This is a genomic window from Amycolatopsis sp. NPDC051903 (assembly GCF_044452505.1).
Classification (GTDB): Bacteria; Actinomycetota; Actinomycetes; order Mycobacteriales; family Pseudonocardiaceae; genus Amycolatopsis.
This window is the reverse complement of sequence record NZ_JBITBT010000035.1, coordinates 49,638-66,917: the sequence shown is the minus strand read 5'-3', so window position 1 is coordinate 66,917 and position 17,280 is coordinate 49,638. Positions and strand designations below refer to the sequence as shown.

Genomic DNA, 17,280 nt, shown 5'->3' with positions numbered 1-17,280 from the left:
TCCCGGTCGTGCGCGAAATCAGGAAAGGAACCTCATGACCACCCAGAAGGTCGCCGTGATCACCGGTGCTTCGCAGGGCATCGGCGCCGGTCTCGTGGACGCCTACCGCAAGAGCGGGTACCAGGTCGTCGCCACGTCGCGCGGCATCACCGACTCCGGGGACGCCGGCCTCGCCGCCGTCGCCGGGGACATCGCCGACCCCGCGACGGCCCGGGCGGCCGTCGCCACGGCGCTCGAGAAGTTCGGGCGCCTCGACACAGTCGTCAACAACGCCGGGATCTTCATCGCGAAGCCGTTCACCGACTACACCGACGAAGACTTCCGGCAGTACCTCGGCGTGAACGTCGCGGGCTTCTACCACCTGACGCAGCCGGCGCTGCCGCACCTGGCCGCGACCGGGGCCGGGCACGTCGTCACCATCACGACCACGCTCACCGAGCGGGCCAACTCGAACATCCCGTCGGCGCTGGCCTCGCTCACCAAGGGCGGGCTCAACGCGGCGACGCGCTCGCTGGCCATCGAGTACGCGCAGCGGGGTGTGCGGTTCAACGCCGTGTCCCCCGGCATCATCAAGACCCCGATGCACGACCCGGCCACCTACGAAACGCTCGCCGCGCAGCACCCGGTCAACCGCCTCGGTGACGTCGGGGACATCGTCGACGCAGTGCTGTACCTGGAGCACGCGCCGTTCGTGACCGGCGAGATCCTGCACGTCGACGGCGGGCAGATCGCCGGCCGCTGACCTACGCCGGGGATCGGAAGGAGGAATCAACCACGGCCAAGATCCTGTTCGCGCTGACCGGTGCCGACCACCGGACGCTCAAGGACGGGACCCGGCACCCGACCGGGTTCTGGGCGGAGGAGTTCGCCGCGCCCTACTCGGCGCTCACGGCCGCGGGCCACGAGAGCGTGGTGGCGACACCCGGTGGCGTCGCGCCGACAGTGGACCAGGTGAGCCTGCGGCCCGAAATGGCCGGCGGCGACGAGAAAGCCGCGAGGCTCACGCAGGTGCTCGCCGGCGCCGACGAGCTGCGGCGCCCGATCGGGCTCACCGACGTGCGGCTGGCGGACTACGACGCCGTCTACTACCCCGGCGGGCACCTGTCGCACGACGCCAACTCCGGGGCGCTGCTCACCGCCGCGCTCGGGTCGGGAAAGCCGCTGGCCGTCGTGTGCCACGCGCCGGCCGCGCTGCTGGCGACGCGCGACGAGCGGGGCGAGACGCCGTTCGCCGGCTACCGCGTCACCGGGTTCACCAACGACGAGGAGAACGCCGTCGGCCTCGGCCCGAAGGCGAAGTGGCTGCTCGAGCCCGAACTCGGCAAGCTGGGCGTGAAGTTCGAGCGCGGCGCTGACTGGCAGCCCCACACCGTGGTCGACCGGACGCTCTACACGGGACAGAACCCCGCCTCGGCCGCTCCGCTGGCCCAGGAAATCCTCAAGGCCCTCAAGTAGGGAAAGGACGGACATGGCGAACCCGATGGCGGCTGTCCTCGCGAAGTGGCAGGTGGCGTTCGACGCGCACGACGCCGACGCGATCGCCCGCCTCTTCACCGAGGACGCGCTGTTCCTAGGCTTCGGCCCTTCGCCGACCCAGGGCCGCGACGCCGTGCGCGCGTACTACGCCGCCCTCCCGGCGACCCTGAAAGCCGACTTCGAAGCCGGCGACCCGTACCCCCTCGGCGACACCGTCGCCGGCGGGTTCGCGCAGGTCCTGTTCCACGGACCGGACTTCCACGAACCCGTGCACCTGTCGCTGGTCCTCGTGCTCGTCGACGGCGACTGGCGGATCCGGCAGTACCACGTGTCGAAGGTGATTCCCCGGCACTGACGGGGTCACCTCGGGGTCTGTGGACGCGGCCGGCCGGCGCGGTGTCGTGATCACGCCGGCCGGCCGTTCGTCGTCACCGCGCGGGATCCGGGGCCTCGGCGAGGGAAACGCTGTTGCCGTCCGGGTCGAGGAGCACGACGTGGCGGACCCCGTTGCCGTAGGTCTCCACGGGCTCGTGGCCGATGCCGTGCTCGGCCAAGCGCGCCAGGACCTCATCGAGGCCGGTGACACCCAGCGTCACCATCGCCCGGCCCACCCCGGCGGCGCGCACCTCGCGGGCGTCCACGACCAGCCAGGCGTTGGTGCCGACCTGCCAGAGGTGCTCGTCGCCGATGATCTCGTCGGCGGGGCGGCCGAGGAGCGTCGCCAACCACTCCAGGGCGCGGGGCAGGTCGCTGACGGGCAGCACGCTGTACAGGTCCACGGGGACCCTCCTCTCGATGGGTTCGAGACTACGGACGGCCCGCGCGCCGGAAACTCATCGGGGCCCGGCCCCGGCGGCCTCGCGGAGGAGCGCGTCGCGGGCTGCCACGTCGTCCGGGAAGAGGAGGGCGGCGCCGTCACCGGCGAGGGTGTGGGCGGCGGTGACGGCGGGGCGCAGGGTGGTGTCGTAGGCACGCAGGGCGGCGGCGAGGTCGTCGTGGGTGGCGAGACAGCGGGCGAGGGTGGCGGCGCCGAGCAGGGCCAGGCTGGTGCCCATGCCGGAGAAGAAGGACGCGCAGTAACCCGCGTCGCCGACGAGGACGGCCGGGCCGCGGGACCAGGTTTCCGCGCGGATCTGGCCGACGGAGTCGAAGAAGAAGTCCGGGGAGTCGAGTTCGGAAAGGACGTCGGGGACCAGCCAGCCGATCTCGCCGGCGAAGGCGGCGCGAACGAGGTCCCGCTGGGCCGCGAGGTCGCGGAAGTCGTAGGCGAGCGGAGCGGACCGGAAACCGAGCAGGGCGGAGCAGCCGGTGCCGTCGCCGCGGAGCATGAGCATGCGGCCGGGCGTGTTGTAGACGTGCGAGCCGGTGAGGCCTGCGCCGGCCGCGCAGTGCTTGACGATCGCGACGTACAGCCCGAGGTGGCGGGCGAAGCGCACCTCGGGCCCGAACACGAGCTTGCGCACGGTGGAGTGCATCCCGTCGGCGCCGACGAGGAGGTCGACGTCGTGGGTCGTGCCGTCGCTCAGGTAGACGCGCGGCCCGTCGCCGACGCGGACCACGGTCGTCTCGTACCGGAAGTCCACTTGCGACGGAACGGCTCGCCGCAGGATGTCGCACAGCCGGTCGCGGGAGATCTCGATGTCGCCGGGACTGTCGTAGAACTGCGTGGCGGGCGTGAAGCGCGCCTGCTCGCGGCCGGCGTGGTCGAGGAAGTGGTAGACGTCCTCGTTGGGCACGCGGCCGCGCACGATTTCGTCGTACACCCCCATTTCGCGCGCCACGCCGAGGGCCGCGCCGCGCACGTCGATCGCGATGCCGCCGCGGCGCGGGCCGGACCAGCTCTCGGCCAGCGTCACGTCGTGGCCGGCGCGGGCCAGGAAGAGCGCCGTCGACAGACCGGCGATGCTGCCGCCGCAGATCAGGACCTTCACGGTGCCACCTCTTTCGGGGTCGTCCAGGATTGGCGCAGGAAGCGTTCGACCTCGCCGACGCGTTCGGCGGATTCGAAGTGCGGTGAGCCGTGGTCGCCGCCGGGCACGAGCACGAACCGGCTGGGCACGCCGGCCGCGGTGAGGCGCTCGTGCAGCCGCCGGCTCTGGCCCGCGCCGACTCGCCGGTCGGCGTCGCCGTGCACGAACAGGAACGGCGGGGCTGTGGCGGGATCGCCGAGGTGCTCGGCCACCGCGGTCGGCAGGTCCGTGCCGGCGAAGAACTCGGCCAGGAGTTGTTCCAGCGCAAAGGTTTCCGCCGGCGTGTCCGCGCGCAGGGTCTCCGGGGTGGTCACCGGGTAGTGGGCCACCACGGCCCGCACGCGAGCCAGGCCGCCGCGCGACCCGAGCAGCCGCGGCGCCGGCGCCAGGGACTCCGTCACCGCGGCCAGCGCGGCCAGGTAACCGCCGGCCGAACTCCCCCACAGCGCGATGCGGTCGCGGTCGAGGGCGGCGTGGGCGCTCACCCAGGCGACGGCGGCGCGGACGTCCTCGACGGGCGCGGGGAACTTCGCCTCACCCGAGAGCCGGTAGCCGACCGACGCGACGGCGATGCCCCGGCTCGGCAACGTCGTCCACGGCCCCATCGACGGCAGGCCCGTGAGGAACGACCCGCCGTGCGCGTAGACGACCACGGGGTGCGGTGCCGCGCCGGTCGCGGGCAGGTGCAGGTCGAGCCGCAGCGGGCGCCAGCCGTGGTACTCGGCGAAGGGCACCTGCAGGTAGCTGACCGCCCCGGGCAGGACGGACACCGCCGGCGGGCGCAGGAAACCGGGCGGCACCAGGCGGTCGTAGTCCAGTGGTGGCATCAGCGGGTGGCTCATCGGGGCTGCTCCGGGATGCGGAACCCGTAGGATGGGATCCCATCGGGGAAGGAGCCGGGGCCGGGATGAGCGAGAGCGCGCTGAGCGACCAGCTGGTCGACGAGCTGCAACGCCGCATCTTCAGCGGCGACCTCCCCGTCGGCAGCTGGCTGCGCCACGCCGCGCTGGCCGAGGACTTCGGGGTGTCGCGCACGCCCGTGCGCGAGGCGCTGCGAGTGCTCGGCGCCCAGGGGATCGTGACGATCGTGCAGAACCGCGGCGCCCGGGTGAACGGCCACTCGCCCCGCGACATCCGCGAACTGGGCGCCGTCCGGGCCGAACTCGAAGGCCTGGCGGCGGAACTCGCGGCCGAGCACATCGACGACCACCAGCTCGACCGCCTCCGGCGCGCGTGGACCGGCTTCCGCGACAGCACGGACAGCAGCGACGAGGACCGGCGCACCCGGTGGGCCGAAGCGCACGACGAGTTCCACTCGGTCATCCTCGAGGCCTCGGGAAACCGCCAGCTCGCCCTGGCCCTCGCCGACATGGGCCGCCGCCTCCCGCGCAACGCCGGTTACTCCGCCTACGCGGGCAATTCCCGCCTCCAGCACCAAATCGAAGCCCAGCACGACGCCATCACCACCGCCATCACCACCGGCGACGCCCGCGGCGCCCGCACCGCGATGCGCCGCCACATCCTCTCGTCGGCGCAGGTGCTGGCGCGGTGGATCGAAGCCCACCAGGGCACTGATCACTGAGTCTCCTCGCGCTGCTTCGTCAACGCGCACAACCGGTCCGTGCCCTGCAAAGCCCCAACCCGGCATCGACACAGCGGTCCGTCGAGGCGCAGCCCGCAACCGGACGCTGTCCACACCGCGGCCCCGCTCGGCGCACACCCCGCGCGACCGCCCGCGCTCAAGCCGGCGCGACGGGTCGGAACCGACTACTGACCTTCCGCATCCCCTCGCCGAATCCCGCCGAGGCCACGCTCGCGGCGCGCGCACTCCGCACTGGGCCCGCACAGCTCGACGTGCGTGCCGAGGTGGAGCGAAGCAAACGGTCACCCGCGCTGAGTTCACCACGGCCACCGCCGGCGACCGCACCACAGCGGCCACAGCCGTCGCCGGGGTGGGTCGGGACTCGGCACGTCGCTCACCGGGGTTTGTCACGGCTCTTCGGTGAACTCACCGCGGCCGTTGTGCTGCCACGGCTGCTCGGTGGCGCTCGGGGAGGGCTCCAGGAGCTCGATGACGAAGTGCTCCACCGGTTCGTCGCGGAGGTTGCGGACGCGGTGTGGCGTGAGGGGCCGGTCGGTGCCGACGGTCTTGAACATCGCGAAGCCGGGTTCCGCGCGCTGGGCCAGGCCCCACACGTCGCGGCCGGCTTCGGCGGGGGTGTACTGCTGGCCTTGGACCTCGCCCGCCCACGGCCACAGGATGAGGTGGTCGTGGTGGTGCTGGTGGAACGTGAACGCCTCACGCGCGCCGAGCGTCATCGACCACACGCGCACGCGTTCGTTCTCGAACAGCAGCGTGTCGCCGGGGTTCGGGCTGAATTCCCGCTGCGTCAGCTCCATGGGGTGTGCTCCGTTCGCTCGGGCCGGGAGGGGACGTCGAGACAGTATGCAAAATGAATAAATTGGATGCAATACGCCGCCTCCCGCATGCTGCGATCGATCGATGAGACTGATCAACCGGCGGCGACTGGAACCGCGGGCCGGTGGAATGGGAGCCGGCTGTCGTGGAGTTGCGGCACCTGCGGTACTTCGCGACCGTCGCGGAGACCTGCCACTTCGGGCGCGCCGCCGAGGTGCTGCACGTGGCCCAGCCGGCGCTGTCCCACGCGGTGCGGCAGCTGGAGCAGGAGCTGGGTGTCGAGCTGCTCGCCCGCACGACACGGCAGGTCCGGGTGACGCCGGCCGGAGAGTTCTTCCTCGCCGAAGCGTGGCGGGTGCTCGACGCCGTCGACGCGGGGGTGCACGGCGTGCGGCGCATCGCGGACGGGCGGCGCGGGCTGGTGCGGATCGGCTTCACCGGGACGTCGGCGTTCTCGCACCTGCCGCACCTCGCGCGGGCGGTGAAGCAGGAGCTGCCGGAGGTCGAGCTGGAGATCCACGCCGACCTGCTCACGCCGGCGCAGTGCGCGGGCCTGCGCGCCGGCACGCTCGACCTCGCCGTGCTGCGGCCGCCGGTGCCCGGAGACGGGGTCGAGTTCCGGGTGATCGAGGCGGAACCGCTGGTCGTCGCCGTGCCGGTGGACCACCGGCTCGCGAGCGTCGGCTCAGTGAGCGTCGGGGACCTGCGCGGGGAACCGTTCGTCACCTACGCGGGCAAGGACTCCGTGGTCAACGAAGCGGTGGTGCGCAGCTGTCACAGCGCCGGCTTCGCACCCCGGCGCGAACACGAAGCCGCGAGCACCGCGGTGCTGCTGGCGCTGGTCGCGGGCGGCCTGGGCGTCGGCGTGGTGCCCGCGTCCGCGCGGTCACTCCCCTTGCCCGGCGTGGTGTTCCGCGACCTCACGGGCGCCGCGACGGTGCGGCTCGCGCTGGCGTGGCACCGCGAGCACGCCTCACCGCTGGTGCGCGCGGTCCTCGACGTGCTCGGGGACGTGTTCCCGTAACGCTCTACTGCGGACTGTCCGGTTCGGACGGTTTCGTCATCGCCGCCGCCACCTGGTCGTGCACGGCCAGCACACGGGCGTCCAGCTCACCGACCGGCACCCCGACGTCGCGCGCGAGCGCTTCGCGGAAGATGAGGTAGCCCTTGTAGGCCGCGACCATGAACACGTGCATGGCGATCGCATCGCCGTCGGCGGGCAGGTCACCCTCGCGCTGGTCGCGCTCCAGCGCGGCTTTCGTCTTCTCGATCTCCGGCAGCGCCCGGTAGTCCGGATCGCCGTCGATCGCGAGCAGCGCCTCGACGAGGGTGGGCGCGGGGTTCTCCAGCGCACTGCGGAACATCGCCTTGCGCCGGCCGAGGAACGACGCTTCCCAGTGCCGCTTCGCCCCCGCCGCCCACTCCTTCGCGCGGTGCGCCACGGCCGCGCGCAGGAGCGACCGCCGATCGCCGAAGTACTGGTAGATCTGGCCACGGTTCACGCCCGAGCGGTCGGCGACCTCCTGCAGGTTCAGCCCCGCGAAGATGCCGTCGCGCTGCAGCAGGTCGAAGGTCGCCTGGAGCAGGTCGGCCTCGGTGCGAGCCCGGTCCCGCGATCGCCTGCCCTGCGCCGCTTGCCCGGCGGTGTCGTTCACGTCATCTCCCCTGTGCGTGGCCGGTGGCAACGGTGTCCATCCTAGTGATCGCTCACACCACTCCCCGGTCGCGCAGCGAGGCGAGTTCCGCGCCCGACAGGCCCAGCAGCCCGCCGAGGATCTCCTCGGTGTGCGCGCCGAGAGTCGTGCCGGCCCAGCGCACCGCCCCCGGCGTCGCGCTCAGGTGCGGCAGTGGCGCGACCATCGGGACCTCGCCGAACTCGTCGTCGGGCACCGTGACGACCGAACCGCGGGCGCGGCAGTGCGGGTCGTTCATCAGGTCCGCGACGCTCATGATGGGTGAGGCCGGGATGTCCGCGTCGCTCAGCAGTTTCACCACCTCGTCGGCGCTGAGCCGGGAAACCCACTCGCCGATGAGCGGGTACAGCTCGTCCTGGTGGCGGATCCGCGCGGCGCGGTCGGCGAAGCGCGGGTCGTCGGCCAGCTCAGGCTGGTTCATGACCGCGGACAGCCGGCGGAACAGCGAGTCGGTGCCCGCGTGCAGCGACACCCGGCGCCCGTCGGAGGTCACGAAGTCCGACGCGGGCACGATGGCCGGGTTCTTGTTGCCCAGCCGTTCCCGCACCTGGCCCTCGAGGCCGTAGGCGGTCACCGAGTCCTCGCTCGAGCGCAGCGCCGCCTCGTACAGGGCCAGGTCGATGACCTGGCCCGAACCGGACCCGAGATCGCGGTGGTACAAGGCGGAAACGACCGAGAACGCCGCGAGGTAGGCACTCATGTAGTCGATCACGGAGTACCCGCTGCGCACGGGCGGACGTTCCGGTTCGCCCGTCACGTACGTCAACCCGCTGTACGCGCTGGCGATCCGGTCGAACGCGCCGCGGTCGCGGTACGGCCCGGTCAGGCCGAACCCGGTCAGGTACAGCAGCACGGCGCGCGGGTTGAGCGGCTGCAGGTCCGCAGGCATCATCCGGTAGCGCTCGAGCGTCGGCGGGCGGAAGTTCGTGACCACCACGTCGAAGTGCGGCACGAGCCGGTGCAGCAGGTCCTGACCTTCCCGCGTGCGCAGGTCCAGCGCCACGGACTTCTTGTTCCGCCCCTCCTGCAGCCAGCCGGGCGAGCGCCCGCCACTGCGGGTGAAGTCACCGACCGTCGGGTCCTCGATCTTGACCACGTCGGCGCCGAAGTCGCCGAGGATGGTCGCCGAGACCGGGCCGGCGAGCACGGTCGCGGCGTCGAGCACCCGGATGCCGGCCAGCGCGTCGCTCATCGTGTGGTTGTCCTCCTTGGTCACGGTGCCGGGTGCGCTCACTTGCCTTGTGCCGCATCGATCACGAGGGACAGGTCGATCAGCTCGTCGGGCTTGACGGGGCTGTCGACCTGCAGCGTGCCCGGCACGGACTGGTACATCTTCTGCAGGCTCGCGACCGACTGGGCGGGCACGTTGAAGTCGAACGGCACCGACGGCGCGATCCGCAGCGTCTGCACGGTGGTGCCGAGCTGCTGCGCCATCTTGGTCATCACGTCGGTGTCCTGGTGGTAGTCGCCGGACAGGTGCGTGTTCACCGTCCGCTCCACCGCGCGGAAGAACGCGACACCCGCGTCGCGGTGCGCACCGAGCAGGTCGGTGGTCGAGAAGTAGCCGGCGATCTGCATGCTGCCGGGGTAGCCGCCTTCGGCCTGGAACGCGACGCCCGGCTTGACGCTGGCGGTGAAGGGCGGGCCGAGGGTCGCGCCGTCGAGCGAGCCGTTGTTGAGTGCCTGCACCATCGCGGCGATGTCGCTGAACGGCGTCATCCGCACGTCGCTGGGCTTGAGGCCGCCCTTGGTGATGAGGTCGTAGAGCCCGTATTCCGAGGGCGCGGCCAGCCCACCCGGGTTGACGCCGATGTTCTTGCCCTTCAGCACGGCCGGGTTGAAGTCCGCGGCCTTGCTGCCGTACTTCGTGCTCATGTACACACCACTGTCCGGAGAGGACGAAGCAACGCCGGAGATCCAGCGGATCGGCACGCCGTGGCGCAGCGCGTTGAAGACCAGGGCCTGCGCGCCGGCGTAGACGAGGTCGATCTTGTCCTGTCCCAGCAGGGTCAGCAGGTTCGGCACCGTGTCGGTGACGAACGTGACGTCGAGGTTCTCCTTGGCGAACTCGCCGTAGGTCTGCGCGAGCAGCGCCGGCGCTTCGAGTTCCAATTTGGACGGGATGCCGACCTTGAGCGACGCGCGCTGGCCCAAGGGTTTCGGCGCGGGCGTGCCCGGCTTGCCCGACAGGCTCACGCCGGCCGGGAGCGCGGACACCTGCTTGGCCGCGCTGGCCTGGTCTTGGTGCGTCGACGGGGCGCACGCGCTGGTGACGACGAGTCCGGCCGCGACGGCGGCGGCGCACAAGACCCGAGCGGTGGGGGTTCCGAACATGGCTCTCCTGCCAGAAGGGGGGGACCGGGGAGGGTTCAGGAGCGGCGCAGGCGCGGCCGCTGCTGGGGGACGGCGAACTTGAGCGCGAGGGTGACGAGTCCGGTGAAAGCCACGCCGATGATGCCCGCGATGATCACGCCGGCGTACATCGTGCCGGGGTCGAAGACCTGGGACCGCTGGAAGATCAGGTACCCGAGGCCACTGCTGCCGGACACCATCTCGATGCCGACGATCACGAGGATCGCGATGCCCGCGGTCAGCCTGATCGAGGTCGCGATGGCGGGCAGCGCGGCGGGGAGGATCACGTGGCGCAGCAGCTGGGTGCGCTTCGCGCCGAGCACTTCCGCGGCGTCGCGGTAGCCCTGTTCGACCGAGATCACCGCCGTGGTCGAGGCGAGCACCACGATGAAGAACACCGATACCGCGACGAGCACGATCTGCGGCAGGCCGCCGAGGCCGAACAAGAGCAGGAACACCGGGAACAGCGCGAGCTTCGGCAGCGTGTACAGCGCCACCAGCGTGTGCTCCAGGGCAGCGCGGGCGATCCACGACAGTCCGAGCAGGACACCCAGCGCGACCCCGGCGACGACGCCGATGCCGTAGCCGATCAGCAGTTTCCGGACGGTGTCGAGCATGGCGTCGGTCATCGCACCGTCCTCGAGGGACTGCACACCCGCCTGCCAGATCGCGCTCGGCGCCGGGAAGAACCGGGTGTCGAGCGTGCCGAGGCGCGCCGAGAGCTCCCACGCGAGGACGATCACGATCGGCGTCGCCCAGGCGAGGGTGAGCGTGATCGCGCGGCGGCGCCGGGCGTGGCGCTGGGGTGCGAGCTCGGCGGCGCCGGGGGTCCGCCGCACGAGCTCGCCGCCACCCAGCCGGTCATGCGACGTCATGAGCGTGCTCACGTTCTTCCACCTCACCTTTCAGGAGCCGCCAGATGTGGTCTTCGAGTGCACCGAATTCGGCCGTGGCCCGCGCGGCCCGGGTGCGCGGACGGGCGAACGGGACCTCGATGTCGTCGAGGATGCGCCCCGGCCGCGAGGACATGACGACCACGCGGTCGGCCAGCAGCAGCGCCTCGTCGATCGCGTGGGTGACGAACAGGATCGTGCGCCGGTGGGCCTCCCACACCTGGAGCAGCTCCTGCTGCAGGACCAGGCGAAGCTGCGCGTCGAGCGCGGCGAACGGCTCGTCCATCAGCAGGATCTCGGGGTTGGCCACGAACGCCCGCGCCAGCGCGACGCGTTGACGCATCCCGCCGGAGAGCGTTGCGGGGTAAGCGGATTCGAAGCCCGCGACGCCGGCGCGGTCGATCCAGTCGTGCGCGATTTCGTTGGCGCGCGGCCGCGCGACCCCCGCGATGTCCAGCGGCAGGCGGACGTTGGCCAGCACGGTCTTCCACGGGAAGATGCCGTAGTCCTGGAAGACCATGGAGCACAACGGCGAATCGGGGTCGACGCGGTCGATCACCAGCTCGCCAGCCGACGGCGCGGCGAGCCCGGCGACGATGCGCAGCAGGGTCGACTTGCCGCACCCGGACGGGCCGACGACGGCGACGAACTGTCCTCTTTCGACGGTCAGGTCGACGGGCCCGAGCGCGTGGACCGCGTGGCCCCGCGCGACGAACGTCCGCTCGACGCCCGTCGCGCTGATCACGACGTCGGACATGCGGTCTCCTCCTGGTGGATGTGCTCGAGGATCGTCGGGAACGGCCCGGTCGCGAGCCACTCGCGCGCGGTGCGGTCGCCGTGGACGCCGTCGGCGAACGCCACGGCCACGGCGGAGATCGCGGCCGCGATCGGGCCGGTTTCGGTTTCGTGGTGTGGGATTCCGCCGAGCTGGTGGTCGCCGTCGCGGACCACGGCGAGGTGCTTGCGCTTCGAGGGGGCCCGGTCGAACGGCTCGCGCCGCCACTCGAACCCTTCACCGCGGGCGCCGAAGTCGCGCGTGCCGGTGACGACCAGCACGGGCCGCTCGACGCCGGTCCAGGACCGTTCGGTGAGCCCGCGATCCCCGCTCCCCTGTGGTGACAGGAGGATTCCGCCGGCGACGGCCGGGTGACCGAAGTCCTCGTCGTCCAGCCCGAAGCCGGACAACCGGGTGCCCAGCAGGAGCTGGGCGGTGTAGGCGCCGAACGAGTGCCCGGCGACGAGCACGCCGGTCGCCCGCGCGCCGAGGGAGCCGAGCACCGCGTGGACCCGCGCGACCCGCGACAGCCAGTGCCGCGGATCGAACAGCATCGCGTGCATCTTCTGCTTGGCCACGGGATCCGCGGCCCAGGTGCGTTCGTCCACTCCGGACAGGCCGAGCTCCGGCCCCGCGAGCTCGAACGCGTCGAGGAACTGCGGGTGCAGCACCGCGTACCCGTGTGACGCGAGGTGGTGCCCGAGGCCGGCGTAGCCGCGATGGCTCCCGCCCAGCCCGTGGCACAGGACGACAACCGGCCGCTGCCCCGTGGTTTCCGGTTCCTGCGCGAAAACGGCGACCCGCCGCCCGTCCGCCACCGCCCACTCGTCGACTTCGCGCGTGCCGACCCGATGGGGTCCCGGCCGGGCCCACCGGGGGCCCGGGTGCTCGTTGCAGCCCACGTTGGCTCCTAACTAGCGAGTTGTTAGTAACGTAATGCTAGTTAGCGGGCGTGGCAAGAACCGTCGCGGAAGTGACCCGACGCGAGCACCCTCCGTGGCCGGGGCTCAGCGAGCGGCGGCGCCGTCGCGGACGAGCACCGTTGCGGTGCGGGCGAGTTCGAGTTCTTCGCGCGGCCGCACGGTGAGCACCGGTACGGCGGCGCCCGGTGGGCTGATGACGGCGTCGTGGTCGCGCCGCGGGTCCAGGCCACCGCGCAGGCCGAGGACACCGAGGCCCGCCGAGATCTCTTCGGCGACCTCCAGCTGGTCCCACCCGATGTCCCCGGTGAGGACGAGCGCGTCGACGCGGTCGAGGCTCGCGGCGACGGCCGCCAGTTCCCGGCGGGCCCGGTGGTCGAACACGGCGAGGGCGAAGGACGCCTTGACGTCGCCGTCGCGCACGGCGTGCACGAGGTCGCGGGTGTCGGACGACGACCCGGACAGCCCGAGCAGCCCGGAGTGTTCCGACAGGCCGGTTTCGAGTTCGTCCAACGTCAGCTTGCCCTCGCGCAGTAGCCACAACAGCAGTCCCGGGTCGACGCTGCCGGAGCGCTTCGCCATCATCAGTCCCTCCAGCGGCGTGAAACCCATGGAAGTGTCGACGCTGCGGCCCCCGGCGACCGCGCACACCGAACTGCCGCCGGACAGGTGCGCGACGAGCAGGTTCAGCTCGCCGGGCGGCCGCCCGAGCAGTGTGCCTGCCCGGCGCACAGCCCAGGCGAACGACAGCCCGTGGAAGCCGTAGCGCCGCAGGCCCCACCGAGCCCGCCACCGCTCCGGCAGCGGGTAGGTCCGGGCGACTTCGGAGAGGTGGGCGTGGAACGCCGTGTCGGGACAGACGACGTGCGGCACGTCGGGCAGCCGGTCGGTCAGCAGGTCCAGGAGATCCAGGGTGGCGGGCACGTGCTGGGGCGCCAACGACGCCGCGGTGGCGATCGCCTCGCGCACCCGGGGGTCCAGCACGGTCGGTGCGATCACCTGCGGTCCACCGTGGACCAGCCGGTGCGCGACCACGTCGGGCGGCGCTGGGAGCCGGTTCAGGAACGCGGTCGCCTCGGCGCGCGCGTCGGCCGAGCGCGGCGGGTGGCCGATCTCCGCGGCGTCGAGCACGCGGTCGCCGTCGACCAGGTGCAGGCGCAGGCTGCCCGAGCCGGGGTTGACGGTCAGCACCGTCACGAGGTCCACCGCCACTGCGTGATCTCCGGTGGATCCTCGCCGTCGCGGTAGGCGGCGGCGACGAGTTCGGCCCGCTCGCGCAGCAGGTCCCGCACGACCCCGCCCGCGGCCGACGACCAGCCCCGCGCGCGGCCCAGCGCGTCGGCGGCGAGGTCGTGGCGGGTCATGCGGTTGCTCGCCAACAAGTCGAACGGCGTGGTCGTGGTGCCCTCTTCGAGGTAACCGTGCACGTGGAAGCGGCCGCCGCCGGGCCGGCCGTGCAGCACCTCGTGCACGGCCGACGGGTACCCGTGGAAGGCGAACACCACCGGTACGTCGTCGCCGAAACAGGCCGTGAACTCGTCGTCGCCGAGGCCGTTGGGGTGCCGGTCGGCCGGGGACAGCGCGAGCAGGTCGACGACGTTGACCACGCGCACCCGCAACTCCGGCGCCAGCCGGGCGAGCAGCTGCGCCGCGGCGATCGTCTCGATGGTCGGAGTGGTGCCCGCGCAGGCGAGCACGACGTCGGCCGGACCGTCGCCGGCCGTGCCCGCCCAGTCCCAGACGCCCGCGCCGGCCCGGCAGTGCGCTCGCGCGGCTTCCGGATCGAGCCACTGCGGCCCCGCCTGTTTGCCCGAGACGACGACGTTGATCAAGTCGGTGGACGCCAGGCAGCGGTGCATCACTTCGAGCAGCGTGTTCGCGTCGGGTGGCAGGTAGATCCGTGCCACCGAGGCCTTCTTGGTCAGGATCGTGTTGATGAACCCGGGGCCCTGGTGGCTGTAGCCGTTGTGCTCCTGGCGCCAGCCGTCGCTGGTGAGCAGGTAGTTCAGGCTCGCGACGGGTGCGCGCCAGGCGACCTCGCCCGACATCTTGAGGAACTTGGCGTACTGGTTGACCATGCTGTCCACGATGGACACGAACGCCTCGTAACACGGGAACAGCCCGTGCCGGCCGGTCAGCAGGTAACCCTGCAGTCAGCCCTGGCAGTTGTGCTCCGACAGGACTTCCAGCACACGCCCGTCGGGCCCGAGGTGCTCGCTGTAGCCCGGTACTTCGCGCGCGAAGCCCCGCGAGGTCGCGTCCAGCACCGCGCCGAGCTTGTTGGACTCGAGCTCGTCCGGGCAGACGATGCGGAAGTCGCGGCGGTCTTCGGTGCGCCGCAGGAGTTCCGCGAGCCACTCACCCAGCGCCTCCGTGGCGCTGGCATCGCGCGCACCCGGCCGGTCGAGGGCGACGGCGAAGTCCCGGGTCGCCGGCAGCGGCAGGTCCCGGCGCAACCGTCCGCCGTTCGCCTGCGGCACCCGGCCCAGGCGCAGCTCGGGATCCGGCGGCACGGCGAGCAGGTCGGGCTGCGGCACGCCCGCGTCGAACAGTTCTTCGGGCCGGTACGAGCGCAGCCAGCGCTCCAGCTCGGCCAGCTGGGCGTCGTCGTGGCCGGCACCTTCGAGCGGCACCTGGTGGGCGTGGAACGTGCCCTCCAGCGGTGTGCCGTCCGGGGTTCGCGCGGGGACGCCGAACCCCTTCGTGCTGCGGAGCACGATCAGGCCCAGTTCGTCGGTGTACGCGCCGTCGAGGGCTTCGGCGAGCTGCGTGTCGGGGTCTTCGGAGTCGCGCACGTCGACGATCCGCGGGTGCCAGCCGCAGCCGGTGAAGTACGCGGTGAGCTCGTCGTCGGTCATCGCCGCGAACAGCGTGGGCGAGGAGATCTTGTAGCCGTTGAGGTGCAGGATCGGCAGCACCCGGCCGTCGCGCGGGCCGGTGAACTTCGGGCTGTGCCACGCGGCGGCAGTCGGCCCGGTCTCCGCCTCGCCGTCGCCGACGACGCACGCGACCAGCAAACCGGGGTCGTCGAACGCGGCCCCGAACGCCGTGGCCAGCGCGTAGCCGAGCTCACCGCCCTCGTGGATCACGCCCGGCACCTCGGGCGAGAGGTGGCTGGGGAACCCGCCGGGCCACGAGAAGCGCCGGACGAGCTCGGCCAGCCCGGCCGCGTCGAGGCTCAGCACCGGATCGTACTGCGCGTGCGTGCCCTCGAGCCACAGGTTGGCGTGGATGGCCGGCGCGCCGTGCCCCGGGCCGGTGACCAGCAGCGTCCGCTGCCCGGTGCGCGCCACCAGCCGGTTCAGTCCACTGTAGACGAGCGACAGCCCGGGGCACGTGCCCCAGTGGCCGAGCGGCCGCGGTTTGAGGTGCTCGCGGCGGAGCGGTTCGCCGAGCACGACGTTGTCCTGGAGGTGGATCATCGCCGCGGCCAGGTAGTCGCAGGCCCTGCGGTACCGGCGCAGCGTCTCGACGCCGACCTCGGCCGTGCGGGTCATGCGCGCTCCTTTCCGGTCAGGCTGCGGGCTGAAGCAGGATCTTCTGCGCGCCCTCGCGCTTCTTCTGGAAGATCTTGTAGGCCCGCGGCGCGTCCGCGAGCGGCAGTTTGTGCGTGGCGAACCCCTCGACGCCGAGCGGATCGCCGTCGTCGGTGAGCAGCGGGATGAGGTCGTCGATCCAGTGGCGCACGTTGGCCTGGCCCATGCGGAGCTGGATCTGCTTGTCGAACAGGTCCATCATCGGGAGCGGGTCGACCATGCCGCCGTACACACCGGACAGCGAGATCGTGCCGCCGCGGCGGACGCTGTCGATGGCCGCGTACAGCACGCTCAGCCGGTCGATGCCGGCCTTTTCGGTGATCTTCGCGCCGAGCTGCTGCGGCAGCATCGCGACGAGGTTCTGTGCGAGCCGGCCGAACGGGGCGCCGTGGGCTTCCATGCCGACGGCGTCGATCACCGCGTCGGCTCCGCGGCCGCCGGTGAGCTGCCGGATCGACGCCGCGATGTCCGGGTGGTCGCGGCTGTCGAGCGCGGTGGCACCGTGTGCCCGGGCCCGCGCGAGCCGTTCCGGCACGAGGTCGACGCCGATGACCTCACCCGCCCCGCGGTGCTTCGCGATGCGGCACGCCATCTGCCCGATCGGCCCGAGCCCGAACACGGCGACGGAACCGCCGATGGGGACGTCCGCGTACTCGACCGCCTGCCACGCCGTCGGCACGACGTCGGACAGGTAGACGAACCGCTCGTCGGGCGGGCCGTCCGGGACCTTGATCGGGCCGTACTGCGCCTGGGGCACGCGCAGGTACTCGGCCTGCCCGCCGGGCACCTGGCCGTACAGCTTGGTGTACCCGAGCAGCGAAGCGCCCTTGCCCTGGCTCTTCACCTGCGTGGTCTCGCACTGCGATTGCAGGCCGCGCTCGCACATCCAGCAGTGCCCGCACGAAATGTTGAACGGCACCACCACCCGGTCGCCGGGCTTGAGCCCGCCGACGCCGGCGCCGACCTCCTCGACGACCCCCATCGGCTCGTGGCCCAGGATGTCGCCCTCGGTCATGAACGCGCCCAGCACCTCGTACAGGTGCAGATCGGACCCGCAGATCCCGGTGGACGTGATCCGCACGATCGCGTCCGTCGGCTCCCGCAGCTTCGGGTCCGGCACGGTGTCGACGCGCACATCGCGTTTGCCGTGCCAGGTCACTGCCTTCATGGATCTCCCTTCGTGTCCCCGCTCCCCGGTTTCCCGGCCGGGCGGGTGGCAAACGCGCCGTCGTCAACCGGGGTTTC

General features: G+C 72.0%; 17 protein-coding genes and 1 pseudogene. 5 read left to right on the top strand and 13 right to left on the bottom strand.

The window, feature by feature from the left end; all coding sequences use genetic code 11:
- Nucleotides 1-34 precede the first annotated feature (34 nt).
- Genes ACIA77_RS41615 through ACIA77_RS41605 form a run of 3 tightly spaced genes read left to right on the top strand, consistent with a single transcriptional unit; the run spans nt 35 to nt 1,831 of the window.
- Nucleotides 35-742: an SDR family NAD(P)-dependent oxidoreductase gene (locus ACIA77_RS41615; RefSeq protein WP_395891660.1), complete on the top strand. Its 708-nt coding sequence runs from the start codon at nt 35-37 to the stop codon at nt 740-742.
- Nucleotides 739-1,455 carry a type 1 glutamine amidotransferase domain-containing protein gene (locus ACIA77_RS41610; RefSeq protein WP_395891688.1) on the top strand — a complete coding sequence of 239 codons (717 nt, stop codon included), beginning with the start codon at nt 739-741 and terminating at the stop codon, nt 1,453-1,455. Before ACIA77_RS41615 ends, ACIA77_RS41610 begins: the two co-directional genes overlap by 4 nt.
- Nucleotides 1,456-1,468: 13 nt before the next feature.
- On the top strand, nt 1,469-1,831 hold the full coding sequence (locus ACIA77_RS41605) for a YybH family protein (protein ID WP_395891659.1): 363 nt from the start codon (nt 1,469-1,471) through the stop codon (nt 1,829-1,831).
- 73 nt (nt 1,832-1,904) lie between these two features.
- Here ACIA77_RS41605 and ACIA77_RS41600 read toward each other — a convergent pair whose 3' ends face one another.
- The 3 genes from ACIA77_RS41600 to ACIA77_RS41590 are packed head-to-tail and all read right to left on the bottom strand — an operon-like array spanning nt 1,905 to nt 4,288.
- The gene (locus ACIA77_RS41600; protein ID WP_395891658.1) at nt 1,905-2,255 is read right to left on the bottom strand and encodes a VOC family protein; all 351 of its coding nucleotides are present in this window, start codon (nt 2,253-2,255) and stop codon (nt 1,905-1,907) included.
- Between the two features lie 54 nt (nt 2,256-2,309).
- Nucleotides 2,310-3,407, bottom strand: coding sequence for an FAD-dependent monooxygenase (locus ACIA77_RS41595; protein ID WP_395891657.1), 1,098 nt, complete (start codon nt 3,405-3,407; stop codon nt 2,310-2,312).
- Nucleotides 3,404-4,288, bottom strand: a complete 885-nt coding sequence (locus tag ACIA77_RS41590; protein WP_395891656.1) for an alpha/beta hydrolase — start codon at nt 4,286-4,288, stop codon at nt 3,404-3,406. Before ACIA77_RS41590 ends, ACIA77_RS41595 begins: the two co-directional genes overlap by 4 nt.
- 65 nt (nt 4,289-4,353) lie before the next feature.
- On the opposite strand from ACIA77_RS41590, the gene ACIA77_RS41585 reads away from it, so the two are divergent.
- Complete coding sequence (locus ACIA77_RS41585; protein WP_395891655.1) at nt 4,354-5,028, top strand: GntR family transcriptional regulator; 675 nt, start codon at nt 4,354-4,356, stop codon at nt 5,026-5,028.
- A gap of 407 nt (nt 5,029-5,435) precedes the next feature.
- Here the strand turns inward: ACIA77_RS41585 and ACIA77_RS41580 are convergent, their stop codons facing one another.
- A complete protein-coding gene (locus ACIA77_RS41580) occupies nt 5,436-5,846 on the bottom strand; it encodes a hypothetical protein (RefSeq protein ID WP_395891654.1) in 411 nt (136 codons plus the stop codon).
- A 164-nt stretch (nt 5,847-6,010) separates the two neighbouring features.
- On the opposite strand from ACIA77_RS41580, the gene ACIA77_RS41575 reads away from it, so the two are divergent.
- Nucleotides 6,011-6,889: a LysR substrate-binding domain-containing protein gene (locus ACIA77_RS41575; RefSeq protein WP_395891653.1), complete on the top strand. Its 879-nt coding sequence runs from the start codon at nt 6,011-6,013 to the stop codon at nt 6,887-6,889.
- A 4-nt stretch (nt 6,890-6,893) separates the two neighbouring features.
- On the opposite strand, the gene ACIA77_RS41570 is transcribed toward ACIA77_RS41575, so the two are convergent.
- From ACIA77_RS41570 to ACIA77_RS41530, 9 genes and pseudogenes are all read right to left on the bottom strand, one after another.
- A complete protein-coding gene (locus ACIA77_RS41570) occupies nt 6,894-7,520 on the bottom strand; it encodes a TetR/AcrR family transcriptional regulator (protein WP_395891652.1) in 627 nt (208 codons plus the stop codon).
- A 52-nt stretch (nt 7,521-7,572) separates the two neighbouring features.
- Nucleotides 7,573-8,793: a CaiB/BaiF CoA transferase family protein gene (locus ACIA77_RS41565; protein ID WP_395891651.1), complete on the bottom strand. Its 1,221-nt coding sequence runs from the start codon at nt 8,791-8,793 to the stop codon at nt 7,573-7,575.
- On the bottom strand, nt 8,790-9,893 hold the full coding sequence (locus tag ACIA77_RS41560; protein ID WP_395891650.1) for an ABC transporter substrate-binding protein: 1,104 nt from the start codon (nt 9,891-9,893) through the stop codon (nt 8,790-8,792). The genes ACIA77_RS41565 and ACIA77_RS41560 overlap by 4 nt, the downstream gene beginning before the upstream one ends.
- A gap of 35 nt (nt 9,894-9,928) precedes the next feature.
- On the bottom strand, nt 9,929-10,798 hold the full coding sequence (locus ACIA77_RS41555; protein ID WP_395891649.1) for an ABC transporter permease: 870 nt from the start codon (nt 10,796-10,798) through the stop codon (nt 9,929-9,931).
- Nucleotides 10,773-11,561 carry an ABC transporter ATP-binding protein gene (locus tag ACIA77_RS41550; RefSeq protein ID WP_395891648.1) on the bottom strand — a complete coding sequence of 263 codons (789 nt, stop codon included), beginning with the start codon at nt 11,559-11,561 and terminating at the stop codon, nt 10,773-10,775. Before ACIA77_RS41550 ends, ACIA77_RS41555 begins: the two co-directional genes overlap by 26 nt.
- Nucleotides 11,546-12,481, bottom strand: a complete 936-nt coding sequence (locus tag ACIA77_RS41545) for an alpha/beta hydrolase family protein (RefSeq protein WP_395891647.1) — start codon at nt 12,479-12,481, stop codon at nt 11,546-11,548. Before ACIA77_RS41545 ends, ACIA77_RS41550 begins: the two co-directional genes overlap by 16 nt.
- A 105-nt stretch (nt 12,482-12,586) precedes the next feature.
- Nucleotides 12,587-13,705: an acetate kinase gene (locus tag ACIA77_RS41540; RefSeq protein ID WP_395891646.1), complete on the bottom strand. Its 1,119-nt coding sequence runs from the start codon at nt 13,703-13,705 to the stop codon at nt 12,587-12,589.
- Nucleotides 13,693-15,996 (bottom strand): annotated as a pseudogene (locus tag ACIA77_RS41535) (phosphoketolase family protein). Before ACIA77_RS41535 ends, ACIA77_RS41540 begins: the two are co-directional and overlap by 13 nt.
- 16 nt (nt 15,997-16,012) lie before the next feature.
- Nucleotides 16,013-17,203: a zinc-dependent alcohol dehydrogenase gene (locus ACIA77_RS41530; RefSeq protein ID WP_395891645.1), complete on the bottom strand. Its 1,191-nt coding sequence runs from the start codon at nt 17,201-17,203 to the stop codon at nt 16,013-16,015.
- Nucleotides 17,204-17,280 lie beyond the last annotated feature (77 nt).